General features: G+C 74.6%; 19 protein-coding genes and 2 pseudogenes. 10 read left to right on the plus strand and 11 right to left on the minus strand.

Going from position 1 to position 19,722, the window contains the following annotated elements; all coding sequences use genetic code 11:
* Nucleotide 1: 1 nt before the first annotated feature.
* The 4 genes and pseudogenes from DSM104299_RS23920 to DSM104299_RS23935 all read right to left on the minus strand — a co-directional run bounded on the left by DSM104299_RS23920 (nt 2) and on the right by DSM104299_RS23935 (nt 4,648).
* Entirely contained in the window at nt 2–451 is a 450-nt protein-coding gene (locus DSM104299_RS23920) for a MarR family winged helix-turn-helix transcriptional regulator (RefSeq protein WP_272474184.1), read from the minus strand.
* The gene (locus DSM104299_RS23925) at nt 452–1,948 is read right to left on the minus strand and encodes a DHA2 family efflux MFS transporter permease subunit (protein WP_272474185.1); all 1,497 of its coding nucleotides are present in this window, start codon (nt 1,946–1,948) and stop codon (nt 452–454) included.
* Between the two features lie 36 nt (nt 1,949–1,984).
* Nucleotides 1,985–3,079: pseudogene (locus DSM104299_RS23930) on the minus strand (low temperature requirement protein A); the annotation flags it as partial.
* Nucleotides 3,080–3,130: 51 nt separating this feature from the next.
* A complete protein-coding gene (locus tag DSM104299_RS23935; RefSeq protein WP_272474186.1) occupies nt 3,131–4,648 on the minus strand; it encodes a spermidine synthase in 1,518 nt (505 codons plus the stop codon).
* A gap of 49 nt (nt 4,649–4,697) precedes the next feature.
* On the opposite strand from DSM104299_RS23935, the gene bioA reads away from it, so the two are divergent.
* The 5 genes from bioA to DSM104299_RS23960 all read left to right on the plus strand — a co-directional run bounded on the left by bioA (nt 4,698) and on the right by DSM104299_RS23960 (nt 9,229).
* Nucleotides 4,698–6,014, plus strand: a complete 1,317-nt coding sequence (gene bioA, locus DSM104299_RS23940; protein WP_272474187.1) for an adenosylmethionine--8-amino-7-oxononanoate transaminase — start codon at nt 4,698–4,700, stop codon at nt 6,012–6,014.
* A 181-nt stretch (nt 6,015–6,195) separates the two neighbouring features.
* Nucleotides 6,196–7,164: a hypothetical protein gene (locus tag DSM104299_RS23945; protein ID WP_272474188.1), complete on the plus strand. Its 969-nt coding sequence runs from the start codon at nt 6,196–6,198 to the stop codon at nt 7,162–7,164.
* Nucleotides 7,154–7,735, plus strand: coding sequence for a ferritin-like domain-containing protein (locus DSM104299_RS23950; protein ID WP_272474189.1), 582 nt, complete (start codon nt 7,154–7,156; stop codon nt 7,733–7,735). Before DSM104299_RS23945 ends, DSM104299_RS23950 begins: the two co-directional genes overlap by 11 nt.
* On the plus strand, nt 7,725–8,432 hold the full coding sequence (locus DSM104299_RS23955) for a ferritin-like domain-containing protein (RefSeq protein ID WP_272474190.1): 708 nt from the start codon (nt 7,725–7,727) through the stop codon (nt 8,430–8,432). Before DSM104299_RS23950 ends, DSM104299_RS23955 begins: the two co-directional genes overlap by 11 nt.
* Entirely contained in the window at nt 8,429–9,229 is an 801-nt protein-coding gene (locus tag DSM104299_RS23960; RefSeq protein ID WP_272474191.1) for a L,D-transpeptidase, read from the plus strand. The genes DSM104299_RS23955 and DSM104299_RS23960 overlap by 4 nt, the downstream gene beginning before the upstream one ends.
* 3 nt (nt 9,230–9,232) lie before the next feature.
* Here DSM104299_RS23960 and DSM104299_RS23965 read toward each other — a convergent pair whose 3' ends face one another.
* Nucleotides 9,233–9,415 carry a rubredoxin gene (locus DSM104299_RS23965; RefSeq protein WP_027005696.1) on the minus strand — a complete coding sequence of 61 codons (183 nt, stop codon included), beginning with the start codon at nt 9,413–9,415 and terminating at the stop codon, nt 9,233–9,235.
* Between the two features lie 45 nt (nt 9,416–9,460).
* Between DSM104299_RS23965 and DSM104299_RS23970 the strand changes: the two genes are divergently transcribed.
* The 3 genes from DSM104299_RS23970 to DSM104299_RS23980 are packed head-to-tail and all read left to right on the plus strand — an operon-like array spanning nt 9,461 to nt 11,869.
* Nucleotides 9,461–10,108, plus strand: a complete 648-nt coding sequence (locus DSM104299_RS23970; RefSeq protein ID WP_272474192.1) for an NUDIX hydrolase — start codon at nt 9,461–9,463, stop codon at nt 10,106–10,108.
* Nucleotides 10,109–10,153: 45 nt separating this feature from the next.
* A complete protein-coding gene (locus DSM104299_RS23975) occupies nt 10,154–10,828 on the plus strand; it encodes a pyridoxamine 5'-phosphate oxidase family protein (RefSeq protein ID WP_272474193.1) in 675 nt (224 codons plus the stop codon).
* Between the two features lie 42 nt (nt 10,829–10,870).
* Nucleotides 10,871–11,869, plus strand: a complete 999-nt coding sequence (locus tag DSM104299_RS23980) for an NAD-dependent epimerase/dehydratase family protein (RefSeq protein WP_272474194.1) — start codon at nt 10,871–10,873, stop codon at nt 11,867–11,869.
* Here DSM104299_RS23980 and DSM104299_RS23985 read toward each other — a convergent pair.
* From DSM104299_RS23985 to DSM104299_RS23995, 3 genes and pseudogenes are all read right to left on the minus strand, one after another.
* Nucleotides 11,859–12,296: a hypothetical protein gene (locus tag DSM104299_RS23985; RefSeq protein ID WP_272474195.1), complete on the minus strand. Its 438-nt coding sequence runs from the start codon at nt 12,294–12,296 to the stop codon at nt 11,859–11,861. The genes DSM104299_RS23980 and DSM104299_RS23985 overlap by 11 nt on opposite strands.
* Before the next feature lie 461 nt (nt 12,297–12,757).
* A pseudogene (locus DSM104299_RS29610) lies at nt 12,758–13,081 on the minus strand (SCP2 sterol-binding domain-containing protein); the annotation flags it as partial.
* Between the two features lie 141 nt (nt 13,082–13,222).
* Nucleotides 13,223–14,404, minus strand: a complete 1,182-nt coding sequence (locus DSM104299_RS23995) for an acetyl-CoA C-acyltransferase (protein WP_272474197.1) — start codon at nt 14,402–14,404, stop codon at nt 13,223–13,225.
* Nucleotides 14,405–14,639: 235 nt separating this feature from the next.
* Between DSM104299_RS23995 and DSM104299_RS24000 the strand changes: the two genes are divergently transcribed.
* Both DSM104299_RS24000 and DSM104299_RS24005 read left to right on the plus strand, forming a co-directional pair.
* On the plus strand, nt 14,640–16,112 hold the full coding sequence (locus DSM104299_RS24000; protein ID WP_272474198.1) for a sigma-70 family RNA polymerase sigma factor: 1,473 nt from the start codon (nt 14,640–14,642) through the stop codon (nt 16,110–16,112).
* 164 nt (nt 16,113–16,276) lie between these two features.
* Nucleotides 16,277–17,284: a Glu/Leu/Phe/Val family dehydrogenase gene (locus DSM104299_RS24005; protein ID WP_272474199.1), complete on the plus strand. Its 1,008-nt coding sequence runs from the start codon at nt 16,277–16,279 to the stop codon at nt 17,282–17,284.
* A gap of 47 nt (nt 17,285–17,331) precedes the next feature.
* On the opposite strand, the gene DSM104299_RS24010 is transcribed toward DSM104299_RS24005, so the two are convergent.
* Genes DSM104299_RS24010 through DSM104299_RS24020 form a run of 3 tightly spaced genes read right to left on the minus strand, consistent with a single transcriptional unit; the run spans nt 17,332 to nt 19,639 of the window.
* On the minus strand, nt 17,332–17,583 hold the full coding sequence (locus tag DSM104299_RS24010) for a hypothetical protein (protein ID WP_272474200.1): 252 nt from the start codon (nt 17,581–17,583) through the stop codon (nt 17,332–17,334).
* Between the two features lie 29 nt (nt 17,584–17,612).
* Nucleotides 17,613–18,404 carry an MBL fold metallo-hydrolase gene (locus tag DSM104299_RS24015; protein WP_272474201.1) on the minus strand — a complete coding sequence of 264 codons (792 nt, stop codon included), beginning with the start codon at nt 18,402–18,404 and terminating at the stop codon, nt 17,613–17,615.
* Nucleotides 18,405–18,427: 23 nt separating this feature from the next.
* Nucleotides 18,428–19,639, minus strand: a complete 1,212-nt coding sequence (locus tag DSM104299_RS24020; protein ID WP_272474202.1) for an MFS transporter — start codon at nt 19,637–19,639, stop codon at nt 18,428–18,430.
* Between the last annotated feature and the right edge of the window lie 83 nt (nt 19,640–19,722).

Consider the following 19,722-nt stretch of genomic DNA (forward strand, 5'->3'; position numbering starts at 1 on the left):
CCTACAACTCGTCCAGGATCCCCGCCATGCGGTGCATCACGTCGGCGGCGACCGCCAGGTGCTCGTCCGACACGTCGGCCAGCGCCTCCCGCCAGCGGGTGCGCCATTCGGCGCGCCTGTGCTCGAGGAGCTCGCGCCCCTCGCCGGTCAGCGACACGACGACGACGCGGCGGTCGCTCTCCGATCGGCGCCGCTCGACGATCCCGTCGCGCTCCAGGTGGTCCAGCATGGTCGAGACCGAGGCCGGTGACAGCTCGGCCGCCTTGGCCAGCTCGCCCGCCGTGGCCTCGCCCTTGACGTCGATGGTGAAGAGCGCCCGGATCTGGCCGTGGGTCAGCTCGCCCGGACCGCACTTCTGGTCGCGGGCGCGCAGCCGGCGCTCGGCGCCCAGCATCTCGACGAACGCCAGGCGGACGGCCTCGCTGGCCGCGGTGGTCGAGGCGGCCGACATCTACGCCGCCGCCTCCAGCTCGAGCTCGGCGGCCGGGCCGACCGCCGGCTCGTGGCCGACGACGCGCGCCGCGCGCTCGACGAGCGCCAGCAGCGCTGTCGGCAGCAGCGCGAACGCGGTCACGCCGAGCACCCAGACGTAGGTGTCGCCGAAGGCGCCGGCGGCCGCGTCGACCGACGGGTGACTACCCGCGGCGGTGGCCGCGGCCGACAGGTGGTTGGACAGCACGACCGACAGGATGGCGGTGCCGACGGACCCACCGACGCGCTGCAGCACGTTGAGCTGCGGCGTCGCGTGGTTGATCTGGTCGGGCCGCAGGACCGCGAACGCGGCGGTCATCGACGGCATCATCGACATGCCGATGCCGAAGCCGCGGAAGACCATCGCGGCGCCGATCAGCCAGTACGACGTCCCACCCGAGATCAGCACGAACGGCACGGTCGCGACGACGGTCACCATCCCGCCCATCAGCGCGGTCAGCCCGCCTCCCCAGCGCTCGGTGGCCACGGCGCTCAGGCGCATCGCGATCGCCGCGCCGATGCCTTGCGGCATCAGCAGCAGGCCGGTCGTCACGGCGTCCTCGCCGCGGACGGTCTGGAAGTACAGCGGCATCAGGATCATCGCGCCGAACAGCGCGGCGCCGAGGCAGAACGTCGTCAGCGACGCTGCCGCGAAGGCCTTGTCCTTGTACAGGCGCATGTCCAGCAGCGGCGCCGGGATGCGCAGCGCCCGCAGCACGAACGCCACGATCAGCGCCACGCCGGCCAGCGCGGGGACCAGCACGGAGGCGTCGGTCAGCGAGCCGGCGCTGCCGCTCTCGGCCAGCCCGTAGGTCACGCCGACCAGGCCAGTCGCGACGAGCACCAGGCCGATGAGGTCCAGCGAGCCGGCCTCCTCAGGCTGGTCGCGCGGCAGCAGGCGCAGCGCGGTGACCAGCGCGATCGCGCCGATCGGGACGTTGACCAGGAAGATCCACTGCCACCCGGCGTGCTCGAGCAGCAGGCCGCCGATCGTCGGGCCGAAGACCGGCGCGAGGATGATCGGGACGCCGATCGCGGCCATGACGCGCGGGAGGTTGCGCGGCCCGGCGGCCTTGACGAGGATCATCTGGCCGATCGGCATCAGCATGCCGCCGCCGACGCCCTGGATGACGCGGAACGCGACGAGCGAGCCCGTCGACCACGCCAGGCCGCACAGCGCCGAGCCGAGGGTGAAGGCGACCAGGGCCACCAGGTACAGGCGACGCGACCCGAAGCGACGCGCGGCCCAGCCGGTGACGGGGATCACGGCGGCGAGGGCGAGCAGGTAGCCGGTCACGACCCACTGGATCGAGTCCAGCGAGCTGTGCAGGTCGATCGAGAGGTCGTCAAGCGCGACGTTGACGATCGTCGTGTCGAGGACCGACATGATCGCGCCGAGGATGACCACGATGGCGATCCGCCAGACGTGGGGCTCGATGCGCGGGGAGATGGGGAGCGACGAGGAAGAGAAGTTCATTTGGCACCTAAAAGTTAGTTGCCAAATGTTTCGGCGTCAAGATGCTCTGGCTTGAGTCACGCGTCCGGCGATGGACGCCGGCGCCCGCGCGTTGGACGCCACGCCGACGACCACGACGAGCGCCGCGACCTGCGCGATCGCCGCGACCTCGGTCCCCAGCGGGATCGTCGCCAGCGCGACGATCGCCCCCACCCCGCGCGCCGGCCCGGTCCCGATCCGCAGCACGCGGCGGAACCAGACGTCGCCCGCGAGGAACAGCGCCACGCCGCCGGCGAGGACCAGCGCTTGGGCGCCCGCCAGCGCGTCGTAGCCGTGGCCCGTCGCCTTCTTCAGCCCGACCGCGACGCACACGATCCCCAGCAGCAGCGCCAGGTGGGCGAAGCCGTAGCCGTCCAGCGCGGCGATCGCGCGCCGGCGCACGGGCATCGCGCTCAGCGCCTGCTCGGCCCGCGCGTCGTCGCCGCCGAAGTACGTCCACCACAGCGTCGCGCTGAGCAACAGCCCGAGCACGGCGACGACGATCAGCTCCGCGTCGACGGCCAGGTCCGCCGCGCCGATGCCGATCGCGACGACCGACTCTCCGATCGCGACGATGACGACCAGCCCGTGGCGGTCGACGAAGTGCGCCGGCGCGACCGCGAAGTCCTGGTTGCCGATGAGCTTGGGCAGCGTCCACAGCGCGATCAGGCCCACCGTCCACAGCCACACCTGCGCGTGGCCGCCCAGCGCGCCGCCGACCAGCACGACCGCCGCGTTGCCGAGGTTGCCGGGCGCCAGTCGCAGGATCGCCTGCGGTGCCAGGCCCGGCGCGCTGTGGACGAACAGGAACGTATGGACCCCGGCGACGACCAGGTAGCCGACGCCGAACGCCAGGCCGGCGCCGTCGAACGCGTGCGGGACCGCGAGCGCGATCACGAAGTACCCGCACATGCCGGCGAGCAGAAGCCCGCGGTTGACGGGGTCGTTCAAGTCGATGGCGTTGGTCAGCCACGCGTAGCCGCCGTACATGAACCAGATGAACCCCAACATGAGCGCGACGTGCAGCAGGCCGTCCCACGTGAGGTCGTGGGCCAGGACCGCGCTCAGCTGCGTGACGGTGAAGACGAAGACGAGGTCGAAGAACAGCTCGAGCGTCGTGACGCGCGGCGCGGGCGGCGCGGGCGGCGCGGGCGGCGCGGGCGCTCACCGCTCGCCGTCCGCGGCGACCTGCACGATCGAGGCGTCGATCAGCCACTCGACCGGCGCGACGTCGTCGGTGTAGACGCGCCCGCCGCCCAGCCCGGGCGCGGTCCGGCGCGCGGCGTCGCCGGCGATGCCGCGCAGCGCGGGCGGGATCACGCCGCCGCGCACCGCCGCGTCGATGTTGGCGCCGCTCACCGGGACGTCGGCCGCGACCAGCTGCGTGTTGACGTCCTCGCTGGGATCGCGCGCCACGTGACCGAACACGGAGCGCATGGTGGCCGACAGCACCTGCTCGAGGCGCCGCGAGCCCTCCGGGTGGCCGACGTTGACGATGACCTGGCCGCCGGGGTTGAGGCGCCGCTTCGCCAGCGCGAAGAACTCCTCGGTGGCGAGGTAGAACGGGATGTAGGGCTGGCGGTAGGCATCGACGTAGATGACGTCGAAGCGCCGCGACGTCGACCGCAGCCACGGTCGCGCGTCGGCGGCGTGGGTGTGGAGGTTGGGCGCGTGGAGGTCGAACAGCTCGCGCCCGACCTCGGTCAGCTTGGGGTCGATCTCCACCGCGTCGATCCGCGTCGCCGGGAAGAAGTGCCCGTAGGCGCGGGCGACGGTCCCGGCCGCGCTGCCCAGGATCGCGATCGACCGCGGCGGCGCGGCGGGGCGCGCGGCGAACGGCAGGACCAGCGGCTGGTCCCAGTAGTTGCCGGTCAGGTACGCACCGGGCGTGTAGGTCGAGTGGACGGCCAGGCCCTCGTTGAGCTCGAGCTGGCGTTCGCCGTCGGGACGCTCGACGACGCGCGCGTACTGGTAGTCGGTCTCCCCCTCCCAGATCACGCGGCCGTCGGTCGTGGCCTTCACGGTCCCGGTCGGCAGCGCGATCAGCAGTGCGATGGCCACGGGGATCGCCGTCGCGAGCGCCGGCATGCGCTTGCGCAGCCCGAGCGCGGCGGCGAGGCCGAGCGCGAGCGCGAAGGCCAGGAACGTGCGGCGCGTGCCGACGAACGGGATCAGGACGAGCGCGCTGAGGAAGACGCCGGCCAGCGAGCCCAGCGTCGAGATCGCGTAGAGGCGGCCGGCGACGCGGCCGGCCTCGTCGAGCGTGCCGACGCTCAGGCGGACCGCGTAGGGCGCCACGCAGCCGAGGACGAGGACCGGCGCGGCGATCAGGACCAGGACGGCGACGAGCGAGCCGACGAACGCGCCGGCCTGGACGGAGTCCAGCGCGTCCACGCTGACGCGCAGGAACGGGCCCGCGACGAACGGGACGGCGGCCATCAGCCCGGCCGCGACGAGGACGAGGCGGCAGAGGCCGGCGAACGTCGGGTCGCGATCGGCGAGCCGGCCGCCGACGTAGTAGCCGCCGCTCAGCGCCACGAGGACGGTCGCGATCGTGTTGGCCCACACGATCGTCGACGCCCCGAACCAGGGCGCCAGCAGCCGCGCGGCGGCGATCTCTGCTCCCAGCGACGCCGCGCCCACGACGGCGGCGACGAGGGCGACGGAACGACGTTCCTGCACGGCGTCAGGGTACGCGGTGGCGTCCGTCGCGGGGCATACGGTTCGGGCCATGACGACCGCCGAGCTCCGTGCCGCCGACCGCGACGTCCTGTGGCACCCGTTCACCCAGCAGCAGGGCTGGAGCGCGGAGGACGCGCCGATCATCGAGCGCGGCGAGGGCTGCACGCTCTGGGACACCGACGGCGTGGCGTACCTCGACGGGGTCTCGTCGCTGTGGTGCACGGTGCACGGCCACCGGCACCCGGCGATCGACGCGGCGGTCAAGGCGCAGGTCGACCGCGTCGCGCACTCGACCATGTTGGGGCTGTCGCATCCGGGCGCGATCGAGCTCGCGTCGCGGCTCCTGGCGGTCGCCCCGCGCGGGGACCGCGAGCTGACGCGCGTCTTCTACTCCGACAACGGCTCGACCGCCAACGAGATCGCGCTGAAGATGGCGTTCCAGTGGTGGAAGATCCGCGGCGAGGAGCAGCGGACCAAGTTCGTGTACTTGGACATGAGCTACCACGGGGACACGATCGGCAGCGTGTCGGTCGGCGGCATCGACCTGTTCCACTCGATGTTCCGGCCGATGCTGTTCGACGGGATCCGGGTCAGCCCCGGCGACGTCGATGGGCTGGAGCGCGTGCTCCGGGAGTCTGGCGACACGGTCGCCGCGTTGATCATGGAGCCGCTGGTCCAGGGCGCCGCGGGCATGATCATGCACCCGGAGGGCTACCTGCGCGCGGTCCGCGAGTTGTGCGACAAGTACGGCGTCCTGATGATCTGCGACGAGGTCGCGACGGGGTTCGGGCGCACCGGCACGATGTTCGCCTGCGAGCAGGAGGGCGTGGTGCCGGACCTGATGAGCGTCGCCAAGGGGCTCACCGGCGGCTACCTGCCGCTGGCCGCGACGCTGGCGACCGAGCGGATCTTCGCGGGCTTCCTCGGGCGCTTCGAGGAGTTCCGCACGTTCTTCCACGGTCACACCTACACGGGCAACCCGCTGGCCTGCGCGGCCGCGATCGCGACGCTCGAGGTGTTCGAGGCCGAGGACACGCTCGGCGCGCTGGCGCCGAAGCTCGAGCTCCTCGAGACGTTGTTGGAGGAGTCGGTCGCGCCGCTGGCCTCGGTGCGCGAGATCCGCCGGCGCGGGTTCATGGTCGGCATCGAGCTGGTGGACTTCCCGGTCGAGGCGCGCATGGGCCACCAGGTGACCCTGGCGGCCCGCGAGCGCGGCGCGATCGTCCGTCCGCTGGGCGACGTCATCGTCCTGATGCCGCCGCTGTCGATCGGCGCCGACGAGCTGCGGCGGCTGGTCGCGATCACCACCGAGGCCATCGCGGCGGCGACGGGCGTCGCGGTTCCGGAATCGGTCTGTACCGCTTGACGGTGGGGAACCTGGCGCATCGAACCGCCATTTTCTCCATGCATTGCTGAGAACTGGGTAGTTTGAGCAGTGTTGGACTTCGGCCCCGCTTCGTTTCGCGAGGAGGGTCGATCTCGCCATGCGCTGCCTCGTTCGCATCCCTGTCGTCTGCCGGGCGCCTCGTCGCGCTTGCGCCGTCGTGATGCTCGTCGCGGTCGCCGCCACGCCGGGGATTGCGCCGGCGGCGACCACGACGACCACCACCGGCGCCGCGCCCGAGGCGCTGTGGAACGCGTATCCGCTGCAGCCGGGCGAGACGACGCCGGAGGTCTCGCTGCCGCCGAGCAGCGCGCGGCCCGCGCCGGCGCGGGTGCGCCCGGGGTCGACGGGCGCCGGCGACGGCGACGACGGCGGCGGGACGCCGCTGGCGCTGACGATCGTGATCGCCGCCCTGGCGCTGGCGATCGGCGCGCTCGTCGGGGTCCGGCTGCGCCGCCGCCGCGCCCAGCCGTCGGCGGCTGCGCCCGAGGCCGCGGCCCCGCGTCCCGCGTTCGCCACCGCGGGGGTCAGCGTCCCCCGTCCCACACCTCCGCGCGCCCGCGCCGACCCCCAGCCTCAGGCGCGGCGCGCGGAGGTCTCACGCCGCGAGCGCCGCGAGCCGGCGCCGCGGCCCGCCGCGCGCCCGGCGGGACCGCCACCGACGCGGGCGCCGGCGACGGCGCGCGCGCCCACTCCGGCACCCGCACCGCCGCGGTCTGCACCCGCGCCCGGCGGCACGGCAGCGCCCGCCATCCCGACGCCCGCCGAGCGCTTCCGGCGCGTCCCGTGGCCGACCGGCACCGAGGCGCTCTGGCGGTGCGAGATCTCCCGCCACTACGGCGTCGTGCGCGGCGACTTCCGCGCCCTGGCCTTCGCGCCGGGCCGCCGCCGGCCGGTCGAGCTCGGCCGCAGCGACACGCACGTCCGGCCGGGCTGGGGCATCGAGGCCGGCGACGAGGAGCTGCTCGCCGAGGTCCGCCGGCTCGTCGACGCCCTGGGCGCGGCCGGGTGGGAGCGGGTCCGGCCCGGCCGCGGCTGGTACGCCGCACGCTTCGTCTGGGCCCAACCCGAGGCCCCGCCGCTCGAGCTTCCCGACCTCGCCGCCACCCGACAGGAGACCGATGACCACTGACGTCACGCGCCGGGGGCTGCTGGCCGCCGGTGCCGGAGCGGTCGCCGGCGGCGCGCTGGTCGCCGCCTGGCCGCCCGAGCTCGCCGACTCGGCGCCGTCCGCGCAGCTCGACCGGCGGGTCCTGGCCTTCGCGCTGCTGCTCGAGGAGATCCAGGCGGGGTTCTACGCCGAGGCGCTGCGCCGCGCGCGCCTGCAGGGCGAGCTGCTCGTCTATGCCCGCACGGTCGGGGCGCAGGAGGCCGCGCACGTCCGGCACCTGCGGGCGGCGCTCGGCGCGCAGGCCGGCGCGGCGCCGCGGCTGGACTTCGGCGACGACACCGCGGACCCGGAGCGCTTCGCGCGCAGCGCGCTGCGCCTCGAGGACCTCGCGGTCAAGGCGTACTTCACCCAGGCCGCGAACCTGACGCCCGCCGCGCTGGCCGCCGCGGCGCGCATCGCCACGGTCGAGTCCCGCCACGCCGCGTGGATCCGCGACCTCGCCGGCCTGGACCCGGCGCCCGACCCGGTCGAGCCGACGCTCTCGGCCGCGACCGTCCGCAAGACGCTGGAGGGCAGCGGCTATGTCCGCTGACCCGCTGACGCTCGGCAACCTGGACCGCGACGGCGCCATCGGCGAGGCGCTCTGCGCGCTCGACCCGGCCGGCGCCGCCGTGACCCGCGGCCAGGCGCTGCGGCTCGCGACGGTCGGCGGCGCCGGGCTGGTCGCCGCGCTCGCCGGTCCGGCGACGGCGCTGGGCGCCGCGTCCGGCGCCGCGGACCGCCGCCAGGATCGCAACATCCTCAACTACGCGTTGACGCTGGAGTACCTCCAGGCCGCGTTCTACTCCGAGGTCGAGCGCCTCGACGCGGTCAAGGGCGCGCTCGGCCACCAGGCCCGCGTCGTCGGCGGGCACGAGCGCGCGCACGTCAAGGCGTTCCGGGAGGTCCTGGGCCGGCACGCGGTCGCGCGGCCGCGCTTCGACTTCGGCGGCGCGACCGAGGACGACGAGCAGTTCCGCAAGACGGCCGTCGCGTTCGAGGACCTCGCGGTCGCCGCGTACTCGGCGCAGGCGCCGCGCGTGCGCTCGCGCCCGTACCTGGCCTCCGCGCTGGCAATCGCCAGCGTCGAGGCGCGCCACGCCGCGTGGATCCGCCGCCTGGCCGGCGTCGTCCCGGCGCCCGACGCGTTCGACGAGCCGCGGTCGCGGCGGGCGACGCTCGCGATCGTCGACAAGACGCACTTCGTCGTGCGCACGACGAGCCGGCGCCGGCCGAAGTTCACGGGATGACGCGGGCGGCCGCGGCCGGCGCCGTCGCGGTGGCGATCGCGGTGCTCGGCGCGGCCGTGGCGAACCACGCGACGCGGGCGTCGACCTCGCCGGCGCCGCGCGCGGGCCATGGCGCCGACGCGGCGCTCGGCCTGCCGGCGCCCACCGCGGGCGGGCTGCCGGTCGGCCGCGCGGTGCCGGGCGCGCGCGGCGGCGCGCTGTGGGTCGCCGTCCGCCGGAGCACGGTCGCCCGCGCCGGACCGCGCACGACCGCCGCGCGCGTCGCGACCGTCGCCGCGCTGACGCCCGAGAAGACCACCAACATCGTCCAACCGCTCGCACGGCGGCGCGATGCGACCGGTCGGCTGTGGGTGCGCGTGCGACTGCCGGCGCTGCCCAACGGGCGGACCGGCTGGGTGCCGCGCGCCGCGCTCGGCGCCTACGGGACGGCGGCGACGCGGCTGGTCGTCGACCGCGGCGCGCTGACCGCGACGCTGCTGCGCGGCGGCCGCGTCATGTTCCGGGCGCCGGTCGGGGTCGGGACGGCGGCGGCGCCGACCCCGGCGGGGCGGTTCGTCGTCCGCAACGTCCTGCGCCGCTACCGCAGCGCGTTCTACGGGCCGGTCGCCTTCGGCACGAGCGCGCGCTCGGCGACGCTGACCGACTGGCCCGGCGGCGGCTACATCGGCATCCACGGGACCGACCGACCCGGGCTCGTCCCCGGCCGGGTCTCCCACGGCTGCATCCGGATGCGCAACCGCGACATCTCGGTGCTGGCGCGCCTGATGGCGCCGGGCACGCCGCTGACGATCAGCTGAGGATCAGTCCTCGTAGGCCACGAAGTCGCGCTTGCGCGCGCCGCACACGGGACAGAACCAGGTGTCCGGGATGTCCTCGAACGCGGTTCCGGGCGGGATCCCGCCGTCGGGGTCGCCGTCGGCGGGGTCATAGATGAACCCGCAGGACTCGCAGATCCACTTCTGCACGGTCGCGCTCTCGCTCATGTCGGACGGAACGGTACTGGCCGGGTCGCCAGTAGTGTCTTGCGCGTGGACGTTGATCGGCCGGGCCCGGGAGAAGAGCTCAACGACGGCGACGCGGTGACGGTGCCGCGCCAGGCAGCGACGGTGATCGTCCTGCGCGGCGGCGCGGAGTCGCTCGAGGTGCTGCTCGTGCAGCGCAATCCCGCGGCGCGCTTCATGGGCGGCGCGTGGGTCTTCCCGGGCGGCGCGGTCGACGCGGGCGAGGGCACGGGCGAGGACGCCCACCGGGCCGCAGCGGTCCGCGAGCTGGAGGAGGAGGCCGCGATCGGCGGCGTCGACCCGACGTCGCTCGTGCGCTTCTCGCAGTGGATCACGCCGCCGCAGGTCAAGGTCCGGTTCGACACGCACTTCTTCCTGGCGCCCGCGCCGGAAGGCGCCGAGCCACGGGTCGACGGCGCCGAGTGCGTGGCCTTCGGGTGGTTCACGCCGGACGCCGCGCTGGCCGCGCACCGGGCCGGCGAGTTGTTGTTGGTCTTCCCGACGATCAAGCACCTGGAGCAGCTGTCGGCGTTCGCCAGCGCGGCGGAGCTGCTCGCGTTCGCGCGCGGCCGCGAGGTCGTCGCAGTCGAGCCGCGGGTCGTCATGGGCGGTGAGCAGGCGCGCATCCTGCTGCCCGGCGAGCCGGGCTACGACGAAGTCCCGGCGACCCCCTGACCGAACCCCTTGGCGCGGGGTGGGCCGCAGGCGTACTGTCGGTCCATGACCGCCACGCTGCCCGCCGATCTGCGCGATGTGTTCGCACGCTGCTCCGTCGCCGAGCTGGTGACGCTGGACGAGCTCGGCCGGCCGGTGGCCCGGTCGGTGAGCCCGAGCTACCGCGAGGGCGGGCCGTGCATCGCGGTCCGCGACGGCGACGGGGTCGGCGACCCGCACGTCGCGCTGCTGTTCGCCGGCGACGGGCCGACGGTCCTGGTCCAGGGCACGGCCTACGAGCACGGGACGCTGCACGTGCGGCCCGAGCGCGTGTACGCGTGGGACGGCGACGGGCCCGACGTGGAGCCGCGGCTGTTCGACGCGCACCTGGAAGAGGTGCGCTCCGGCCACAACGAGGAGCCGGAGGTCGGGCACGCCGCGCCGACCGGCGGGCACGGGCTGTGGGACCACCGCCTCGACGAGCTCGACTGCGCGCTGCTGGCCTGCGTCGGCCCGGACGGGTTCCCGTTCGCGGCGCGGCTGGAGGTCCACCCGGATCCGCGCGGCGGGGTGCTGCGGCTGCCGCGGGTCCCGTTGGGGATGCCGGTCGATGCCGGTCCGGCGTGCCTGCACGCGACCGACGCGGGCCACGCCGAGGGCCGCGGCCCGCGCGTGCACGGCGACCTGCTGGGCGGTCCGGACGGCTGGCGCGTCGTCCCTCACGCGGTGCTGGACGCCTGAGGCGTGGCGCGCGCGACGCGGGGCTCCGGGCCTCGGCTCGGGTTGACCGTCGCCGTCACCGGCCCGACGGGCGAGATCGGCAAGCCGTTCGTGTCCGCCCTGGACCGGTCGCGCGAGGTGGCGCGGATCGTCGGCATGGCCCGGCGGCCGTTCGACCCGGCCGACATGGGGTGGAAGAAGGTGGAGTACCGCCAGGGCGACGTGCTGGATCGGGCGTCGGTCGAGTCGCTGTGCGTGGGCGCCGACGTCGTCGTCCACCTGGCGTTCATCATCGTCGCCGGGTCGCACGAGAGCGAGCACATCAACTTGGAGGGCTCGCGCAACGTCTTCGAGGCGACGGTCGCGGCCGGTGTGCGGCGGTTGGTGTACGCGTCGTCGGTGGCCGCCTACGGGTTCCCGGCGCTGGATCGGCCGATCGTCGAGGACGACCCGGCCAACGGCAACGACAACATGCCCTACTCGCACCACAAGGCGCAGGTCGAGGGGCTGCTGAGCTCGGTGCTCGACGACAGCGACGTCGAGGCCTACATCTTCCGGCCGTGCATCGTCGCGGGCCCGACGGCGCCGCTGCTGGTCAACCAGATCCCTTACGTGCGGGTGGGCGGCCGGCTGCCGGGGGCGGTGCGGGCGCTGTTCGACGTCGTGCCGATCCTGAAGCCGGTGTTGCCCGATCCGGGTGTGCCGTTCCAGCTCGTCCATCATGATGATGTTGCTTCGGCGTTGCGCGCCGGCGTGCTGGGCCGCGGCGAGCCCGGCGCCTACAACCTGGCCGGCGACGGCGTGATCACCATGTCGGACCTGGCGCGCGAGTTGGGGTACTACTCGGTGCCGGTGCCCGACCTGGCGGTCGACGCGACCGCCGAGGTCGTCTCGCGGCTGCCGCTGGTCCCCGACGAGGTGACGTGGATCGAGGCCGTGCGCCGCCCAACGCTGATGGACACCGGCCGCGCCCGACGGTTGTTGGGGTGGAAGCCGAAGTGGGACGCGCCGTCGACGCTGCGCGCGACGGTCGCGGCGGCGCGGCCGGACCTCAGCGCGTGACGTCGGTGACCGGGACGCCGAAGCGGCGCTCGGCCTCGCCGAGGACGTCGTCCTCGCGGTAGCGCTGCGTGTCCTCGTCGCCGCGGGCGAAGATCAGGACGCGGTCGGCGTGGAAGGTGGTGAGCGCGTCCCGGAGGGCGAGCAGCGGATCGCTCTCGCCGACCTGCGCGCGGGCGCGGGCGCCTTCGGCCGACAGCGCGTCGGCCGTCTGCCGCGCGGTCGACTCGGCGTCGGCGATCGCCTGATCGGAATCCGAGACCCAGAACGCGACCGGCGACTCGTTCACCGCCGGCGAGACCACCAGCACCTCCGCACCGTCCAGCGCATCGTCGGGCAACGCGCCGCGGAGATCGTCCGCATCCACGGGATCGGTGGCGAGCACGAGAAGCTTCATGCCCTGCGACTTCCCGCCATCCGCGCGCACCATGCGCGCGGGCCCTACTTCTCTTCAGCCTCCGCAGGCGCCTCAGCCTCGACGGGCGGATCGACCGGCGCAGCCTCCTCGGCCTCCGCCGGCGCAGCGTCAGCCTCGGCGGGCGGCGCCCCCTCGGCCGAAGCGGCCTCTGCCTCAGCGGCGGGCGCAGCCTCAGCGGCCGGCGCCTCCTCGGCGACCGGCGCAGCCTCCGCCGCCAGAGTCTCCTCAGCGGCCGGAGTCTCCTCGGCGGCCGGTGCAGCCTCCGCCGCCGGCGCCTCGACCTCGGCCGCCGGGGCGTCGGTGGCCTCGGCTGCCGGCTCGCCGGCGTCGCCGGCCGGAGCGGGCTCGGTGGACTCGGCGACCTCGGTCGTCGCGACGGCCTCGGCCGGCGGGGCCGGCGTGGGCTCGGGCTCGGGGTCGATGTCGGCCTCGACCTCGTGGGCGCCGACGGTGGCGGGCACGAGGCGCAGGACCTTCGCGACGGGGCCCTTGGTGCGGACGTCGCCGCGGGCGAGGGCGACGGTCGGCGAGAGCTCGCCGGTCAGCAGCGCGCGGCCGGTGTCGGCGTCCATGGCCAGCACGACGTCAGCGCGGAGCTTCGTCGCGCCCAGCTCGATGCGCGGGGTCTTGTTGGCGCGAACGTCGAGCGTCACGGTCGCGTCCGGCTGGCGGAACGCGAACTGCACGACCGCATCGGCCTGGCGCAGCTGCTCGCGACGAGCGCTGTTGTACACCAGGTTGTTCAGGATGCCGCCGAGCTGGTCGTAGACCTCGGCGTCGGTCTCGAAGTGCGCCATGGGCCGCGGAGGCTACCGGCCCTGCTGATCGCCCGGCGGCACGTGCCGGGCCGGCTCTCGCGCGCGGCCCCGCGCATCGGCGCCGAGGTCGCGCCGCACGCCGCTCGATCGGCGACGGCGGCGCGACCGCGCGCCCGGCGCCTACTCCTTGCCCAGCAGCATCGCGATGCCCTGCCCACCGCCGATGCACAGCGTCACGAGCCCGTACTGGTGGCCACCGCGATCCATCTCCGACAGGCACTTCGTCGTGATCGCGGCGCCCGTCGCGGCGATCGGATGGCCCAGCGCGATCGCGCCGCCGTTCGGGTTGACCTTCGCCGGGTCGAGATCGAGGTCCTTGATGACGGCCAGGGCCTGGGCCGCGAACGCCTCGTTGAGCTCGATGACGCCGATGTCGTCGAGCGCCACGCCCGCGCGGTCGAGCGCCGTGCGGACCGCCGGCACGGGCCCGATGCCCATGATCTCGGGGTCGACGCCGCACGACGCGTACGCGAGCACGCGCGCGCGAACCGGCGCGCCGAGCTCGGCCGCCTTCGCGTCGCTCATCAGCACGAGCGCGGCGCCGGCGTCGTTCATGCCCGACGCGTTGCCCGCCGTCACCGTGCCGCCGTCCTTCTTGAAGATCGTCGGCAGCTTCGCCATCCCGGCCTGGTCGGCCTCGTGGCGGATGTGCTCGTCCTTGAGGAAGTCGACGAGCTCGCGCTTGACCTTCACGCCGACCGGGACGACCTCGTCGTCGAACTTGCCCGCGCCCTGGGCGGCGCTCGCGCGCCGGTGCGACTCGACCGCGAACACGTCCTGCTCCTCGCGCGAGATGCCCATGCGCTCGGCCAGGTTCTCGGCGGTCACGCCCATCTTGATGTCGTGGAACGGGTCGGTGAGCGCGCCCTGGACGGGGTCGACGATCGGCGCCGCGCCCATCTTCGAGCCCCAGCGACCGTCCGACAGCCACATCGGCGCGCGGCTCATCGACTCGGCGCCGCCCGCGAGCGTCACCGACGCCTCACCGGTCTGGATCGCCTGGCACGCGCTGACCAGCGCCTGGACGCCCGTCCCGCACAGGCGGTTGACGGTGAAGGCGGGCGTCTCCTTCGGCACCCCGGCCTTCATGCCGACGACGCGCGCCATGTAGGCGTCCGCGGTCTCGGTGTGGATGACGTTGCCGAACACGACGTGCTCGATCTGCTCCGGGGCGATGCCGGCGCGCTCGATCGCGGCCTTCGCGGCCGTCGCGCCCAGATCGGTCGGCGCGACGCCCGCGAGCGACTTGCCGTAGGAGCCGATCGCGGTGCGCGCGGCGGAGGTGATGACGACGTTGGTCAAGCTGCGTTCCTCTCAAAGCCCGGTGGTCAGACGCGGAAGACTAGACCGGCATCCGTTGAGAGGGCGTCGGCGTTCGTCACGACGTCGCGCAGTTCATGAGGAGACTCTGAGGAATCACACAACCTTCCGTCGCCACCCTCGTTAGAGTGCCCGGAGGACAACTACTGTGGAAGCTTCAGCGCTATCCCATCCCGTCGGCCTCGGTCGTGTGTCGCTCGCGGGTCCGCTCCTGCGATTGCGCACCGACGATCAGCTCGTCGCGCTGTTCCGCGCGGGCCACGACGAGGCGTTCGGGACGATCCACGACCGCTACCGGCCGCGCCTGTTCGCCTACGCGCGTCAGATGCTCGGCGGCTCGCAGTCCGACGCCGAGGACGTGCTGCAGGACGTGTTCCTGCGCGCGTACAACTCGCTGCGGGCCGACCGCCGCGAGCTCGCGCTGCGGGCCTGGCTGTACCGCGTCGCGCACAACCGCTGCATCGACCAGCTGCGCCGCCCGGCGCCGGCGCCCGAGGACATCTTCGACATCAACCGCGGCGTGTCGACCGACCTCCTCGACGAGGCCGAGCGGCGCGAGGACCTCCGGCGCCTGATCGCCGACGTCCGGGCGCTGCCCGAGCAGCAGCGCAGCGCGCTGCTGATGCGGGAGATGGAGGGCCTGTCCTACAACGACCTCGCCGCCGCGCTGGGCGTGACGGTGCCGGCGATCAAGTCGCTCCTGGTTCGCGCGCGCGTCGGGCTGGTCGAGGCGATCGAGGCGCGCGACACCGCGTGCGCGGAGATCCGCGACGACATCGCGTCGGCGCTGGACCGCGGCGTGCGCGCGACCGGCCGCACGCGCCGGCACCTGCGCGAGTGCGCGGGCTGTCGGGAGTACCGCGGCGCGCTGCGCGGCGTGGAGAAGTCGCTCAACGGCCTGGCGTTCCCGTCGGGGCCGCTGACGACGGTGATGAAGATCTTGGGGATCGGCGGCGCGGGATCGGGCGCGGCGGCCGGCGGGGGCGCGGTGGCCGTCGGCGGTGGCGGCGCCGCGGGTGCCGCGAGCGCCGGCGTCGCGACGAAGGTCGTGGCCGTCGTGGCGGCCGCGGCGGTCGTCGGCGGCGGCGCCGCGAAGGTCGAGCAGCGCGTCGCGTCGCACCCGCAGCATCGGGGGGCGATCGCAACTCAGGCGCACGTCAAGCGCGTCGCGGTCCCGGCCGCTGCCGCGCTCCCGGCGACGCAGCGCCGCACGGAGCTCGCGCCCGCGCGGCACGGGCTGGCACCGACGCAGGCCGCCGCAGCGGCGACCGAGCACGGCGCCTCGCGCGCGCCGCACGTCACCAAGCTGCGCGAGGACGTGGCGGGTCCGATCGCCTCGGCGGGCACCGACGCGCCGAAGGTCGAGACGACCACCGGCGGCGTCGTCGCGCCCGACGACACCGCGCCGGACCCGACGACGGGCGCAACCACGACCGACCCGGGCGGCTCGGGCACCGCGACGGCCGGCGACGGCACGTCGAGCGGCGCGGCCAGCACGGCGCCGAGCGGGACGGCCGAGGCGGCGCCGGGGACGACGCCGTCCTCCTCCACGGGCTCGACCTCGCCCGCGACGAGCACCCCGTCGGCCTCCGCCACGCCGGGCTCGAGCCCGCCGGCCGGCACCGTCTCCCAGACGCCCACGGCGCCGATGGCGCAGGGCGCGTCGGCGACGCCGCCGCCCGCCGGCTGAGCGCCGCCCCGGCCCGACGTCCTCCGACCAGCGGCCCTCCCGGGCCGCGCGTCGAGACCGGCCGCAGCGCCCCACCGCCATGCGGACATCGGCGGCGCGACGGCACGCGCTAGGGTCGCCGCATCGAGCGCTACCTCGCGACACTCGACCATGAAGAGCTCTACGTGCGGCGCGGGCCGCGGTCCGGGCTCAACACGATCGTCGCCGTCCACTCGACGGTGCGCGGCCCCTCGCTGGGCGGCTGCCGGATGTGGACCTATGACGACAACCGGGCCGCGATCCGCGACGCGCTGCGCCTGTCGGAGGGCATGACCTACAAGTCGGCCGTCGCGGGCCTCCCGCTCGGCGGCGGCAAGGGCGTGATCGTCGTCAAGCCCGACGAGCCGCTCGACGCCAGGCGCCGCCGCGCCGCGCTGCTGGACTTCGGCGAGACCGTCGAGCGCCTCGGCGGCAGCTACGTCACCGCCGAGGACGTCGGGACCTCGACCCGCGACATGACCGTGATCGCCAAGGCGACGTCGCACGTCTCCGGCCTCTCGCGCCGGGTCGGCGGCTCCGGCGACCCCAGCCCGTTCACCGCGCTCGGCGTGGTGGCCGCGATCGAGGCGACGGTCGAGCGCGCGTTCGACACGCCGTCGCTGAAGGGCCGCACCGCCGCGGTCGTCGGCCTCGGGCACGTCGGTCTGCGGGTCGCGAAGCTGCTCGCCCGCGGCGGCGCCAAGCTCGTCGTCGCCGACATCGACCCCACCAAGAAGGCCGAGGCCGAGAAGCTGGGCGCGCGATGGACGACGCCGGCCAAGGCGATGACCGCCGCCGTCGACGTCCTCGTCCCCTGCGCGCTCGGCGGCGTCCTGGACCACGACTCCGTGCCGCGCCTCCAGGCGCCCGCGGTCGCCGGCGCCGCCAACAACCAGCTCGCGTCCTCTGACGTCGCCGACCTGCTCCGCGAGCACGGCGTCCTCTGGGCGCCCGACTTCGTCGCCAACGCCGGCGGCATCGTCAACATCGCCGTCGAGCTCGACCGCGGCGGCTACGACCCCGATCGGGCGACGACGCGCACCGTCGAGATCGGCGACACCCTGCGCCGCGTCTTCGACGACGCCGCCGCGGCCGGCACGACGCCGCTGACCGCGGCGATGGCGCTCGCCGAGTCACGCCTCGCGCGCGGCTGACCCGCGCCGCAGACCCGCCGCCACGCCCGTCCCCGCGGACCGACGACCTAGACCAGGCCGTCCGACGAGGCGCGGCTCACCGGCGTGACCGGGCCGTTGGCGGCCGCCGCGATGCGCTCGCGCTCGGCGATCGCCTCTTCGAGCGTCTCGTCGGGCCAGTGTCCGTGCTCGTCGAAGAAGAGGCGGGCCGCGTCTTCGTCGTGACGATCCTGGTCGCCGTGGCGCATGACCCAGAGGATCCAGATGATCCCGGCCACGCAGCACACGCAGATGAAGATGGCGTACACGTTGGCGAGCATCGCGCGAACCAGGGTAGACGAGCCTCGGCTCAGTGCGCGTGGCGCCCGATCTGGGCGAACCACTCCGGCCGCTCCTCGACCCGGGCGGGCACCCGGCCCTCCTCGGCGAGCTTGTCCAGGTGCGCGTAGAGCGTCACCGTCGCCGGCAGCCGCAGCGCGTCCGGAACGTCGTCCCACGCCGCGTCGAGCAGCTCGTCGATCGACCGCGCGCCCGCGTCCAGCGCGGCCGCCAGCCGCCGCTCCCGATCCAGCCGATGCGCGATGTACTCCTCCAACTTGGCCTCCGGGTCGCCGACCACCGGCCCGTGCCCCGGCGCCAGCAGCGCGAACCGCCGCGCGCGCAGCCGCTCCAGCCCGCGCAGGTAGGACGCCATCGCGCCCGGGTCCGGCGCGATGAACACGCTCCCCTCGCCCAGCACGGCGTCGCCGGTGAAGCACACGCCGCCGGCGTCGCCCAGCGCGAAGCACACGTGATCCGGCGCGTGCCCGGGAACCGCGATCGCCTCCAGCGGCCCGACGCGAGCGCCATCCGCGGCCCCGATCACCACCTCGACGGCGTCCCCGGCCCCGGCCACCAGCGCCTCGACCGCGCCGGCGTGGTCCGCGTGCCGATGCGTCAGCGCCACGCCGCCGATCCCGCCGCGCACGACGCCCTCGGCCAGGACCGCCCCGACGTGCTCGTGCAGGTCCGGCCCCGGGTCGACGACCCAGCACGGATCGCGCCCCACCAGCCACGTGTTGGTTCCGCTCAGCGTCAGCGCCGACGGGTTGTCGGCCCGGACCAGCGCGACGTCGTAGGGGGCGAGCGGATCGCGGGCCATCGCGCCCCAAGCCTACGAGGCGCTCAGACGGTGACGCGCTCGGGCACGATCGGCCTCCGCGACCAGATCACGACGACCACCGCGACGCCGACCGCCGACACCGCGTAGGCCAGCCGTGGCGACACCGCCGCCGTCAGCCCGCCGCCGATCAGGTAGCCGATCCCCGGCACCGCGGCCAACGCGGACTCCAGCAGGCCCGCCGCGCGCGCCTGGTACTCGGCCTCGACCGACTCCTGCAGCGCGGTCATCACCGCCACCCACTGCACGCCGTTGCCGGTGCCGCCGAGGACCGACGCCGCGCACGCGATCGCCAGGGTCGGCGCGACGGCCATGATCGCGTAGCTCGCGCCGATCGCCGCGGTCGACACGAGCACCAGCATGCCCAGCGAGCGCCCGCGCGCCCGCGCGAAGAGCGCCGACCCGATCAGGATCCCCACGCCCCAGGACGCGATCAGCGCTCCGAAGCCCACCGAGGTCGAGTCCAGCGTCTCCTTCGCGTAGACCACCTCGATCGGGATGATCAGCGTGAAGAACAGGATCGCGACCGACTCGCCGGCGATCAGCCGCCCGGCCGTCGGGTGGTCGCGCACGTACGCGAGCCCGTCGCGAACGCGCGAGCGCCAGCCTTCGCCGGGCTGATGGGGCTCGGGCTCCGGCAGCGACCGCGCGCTGGCGACGAGCAGCAGCGCGATGATCAGGAACGACGCGGAGTCCAGCCACAGCGCGGTCGGGACGCCCCACGCCTGGACGATCAGGCCGGCCAGCACGGGGCCAGCGGCGCTCATGACGGCGAAGACGACGTTGATGAGCGCGTTGCCCTCGCGCAGCACGCCCGCCGGGCTGAGCACCGCGGCGATCGCCCCGCGTGACAGCCCGCGCGCCGTGACCGCGAGGAGGCCGTCGGCGAACGCCAGCGCCGCGACGCCGGGCAGCCAGAACGCGTCCGCGATCGACGCCAGGCCCGCGAACGCCCCCGCCTCCAGCGCGTAGAGCGCCGGCAGGACGCGCGAGATCCGCCGATGGTCGAGCCCGGCCGTCAGCCCCGGCGCGATGAGCGCCGGGATGAACTTCCCCGCGATGAACAGCGCGGTGACGGCCAGCGCGGAGTTGGTCTCGTCCAGGACGAGGATCGCCAGCGCGATGAGCCCGAGGTTGTCGCCCAGCTCGTTGATCGCGTACGACGTGGCGAGCGCGGGGAACCCCCGCACCCGCAGCGATCTGCTCACCGGCGACACGGCGGTCAATGTAAACGCCTGGGCGGCCGCGATGCGGCCTGCCCTCAGCTAAGGATTTGGCTGACTAGGCCGATAAGCAGGGC

It is taken from the genome of Baekduia alba (assembly GCF_028416635.1).
Classification (GTDB): Bacteria; Actinomycetota; Thermoleophilia; order Solirubrobacterales; family Solirubrobacteraceae; genus Baekduia; species Baekduia alba.

Bases quoted from the DNA above. Each gene is read 5' to 3' on its own strand.
- DSM104299_RS23920 (WP_272474184.1), bottom strand. From the start codon at position 451: ATGTCGGCCGCCTCGACCACCGCGGCCAGCGAGGCCGTCCGCCTGGCG.
- DSM104299_RS23925 (WP_272474185.1), bottom strand. From the start codon at position 1,948: ATGAACTTCTCTTCCTCGTCGCTCCCCATCTCCCCGCGCATCGAGCCC.
- bioA (WP_272474187.1), top strand. From the start codon at position 4,698: ATGACGACCGCCGAGCTCCGTGCCGCCGACCGCGACGTCCTGTGGCAC.
- DSM104299_RS23945 (WP_272474188.1), top strand. From the start codon at position 6,196: ATGCTCGTCGCGGTCGCCGCCACGCCGGGGATTGCGCCGGCGGCGACC.
- DSM104299_RS23950 (WP_272474189.1), top strand. From the start codon at position 7,154: ATGACCACTGACGTCACGCGCCGGGGGCTGCTGGCCGCCGGTGCCGGA.
- DSM104299_RS23955 (WP_272474190.1), top strand. From the start codon at position 7,725: ATGTCCGCTGACCCGCTGACGCTCGGCAACCTGGACCGCGACGGCGCC.
- DSM104299_RS23960 (WP_272474191.1), top strand. From the start codon at position 8,429: ATGACGCGGGCGGCCGCGGCCGGCGCCGTCGCGGTGGCGATCGCGGTG.
- DSM104299_RS23965 (WP_027005696.1), bottom strand. From the start codon at position 9,415: ATGAGCGAGAGCGCGACCGTGCAGAAGTGGATCTGCGAGTCCTGCGGG.
- DSM104299_RS23975 (WP_272474193.1), top strand. From the start codon at position 10,154: ATGACCGCCACGCTGCCCGCCGATCTGCGCGATGTGTTCGCACGCTGC.
- DSM104299_RS23985 (WP_272474195.1), bottom strand. From the start codon at position 12,296: ATGGTGCGCGCGGATGGCGGGAAGTCGCAGGGCATGAAGCTTCTCGTG.
- DSM104299_RS24010 (WP_272474200.1), bottom strand. From the start codon at position 17,583: ATGCTCGCCAACGTGTACGCCATCTTCATCTGCGTGTGCTGCGTGGCC.
- DSM104299_RS24015 (WP_272474201.1), bottom strand. From the start codon at position 18,404: ATGGCCCGCGATCCGCTCGCCCCCTACGACGTCGCGCTGGTCCGGGCC.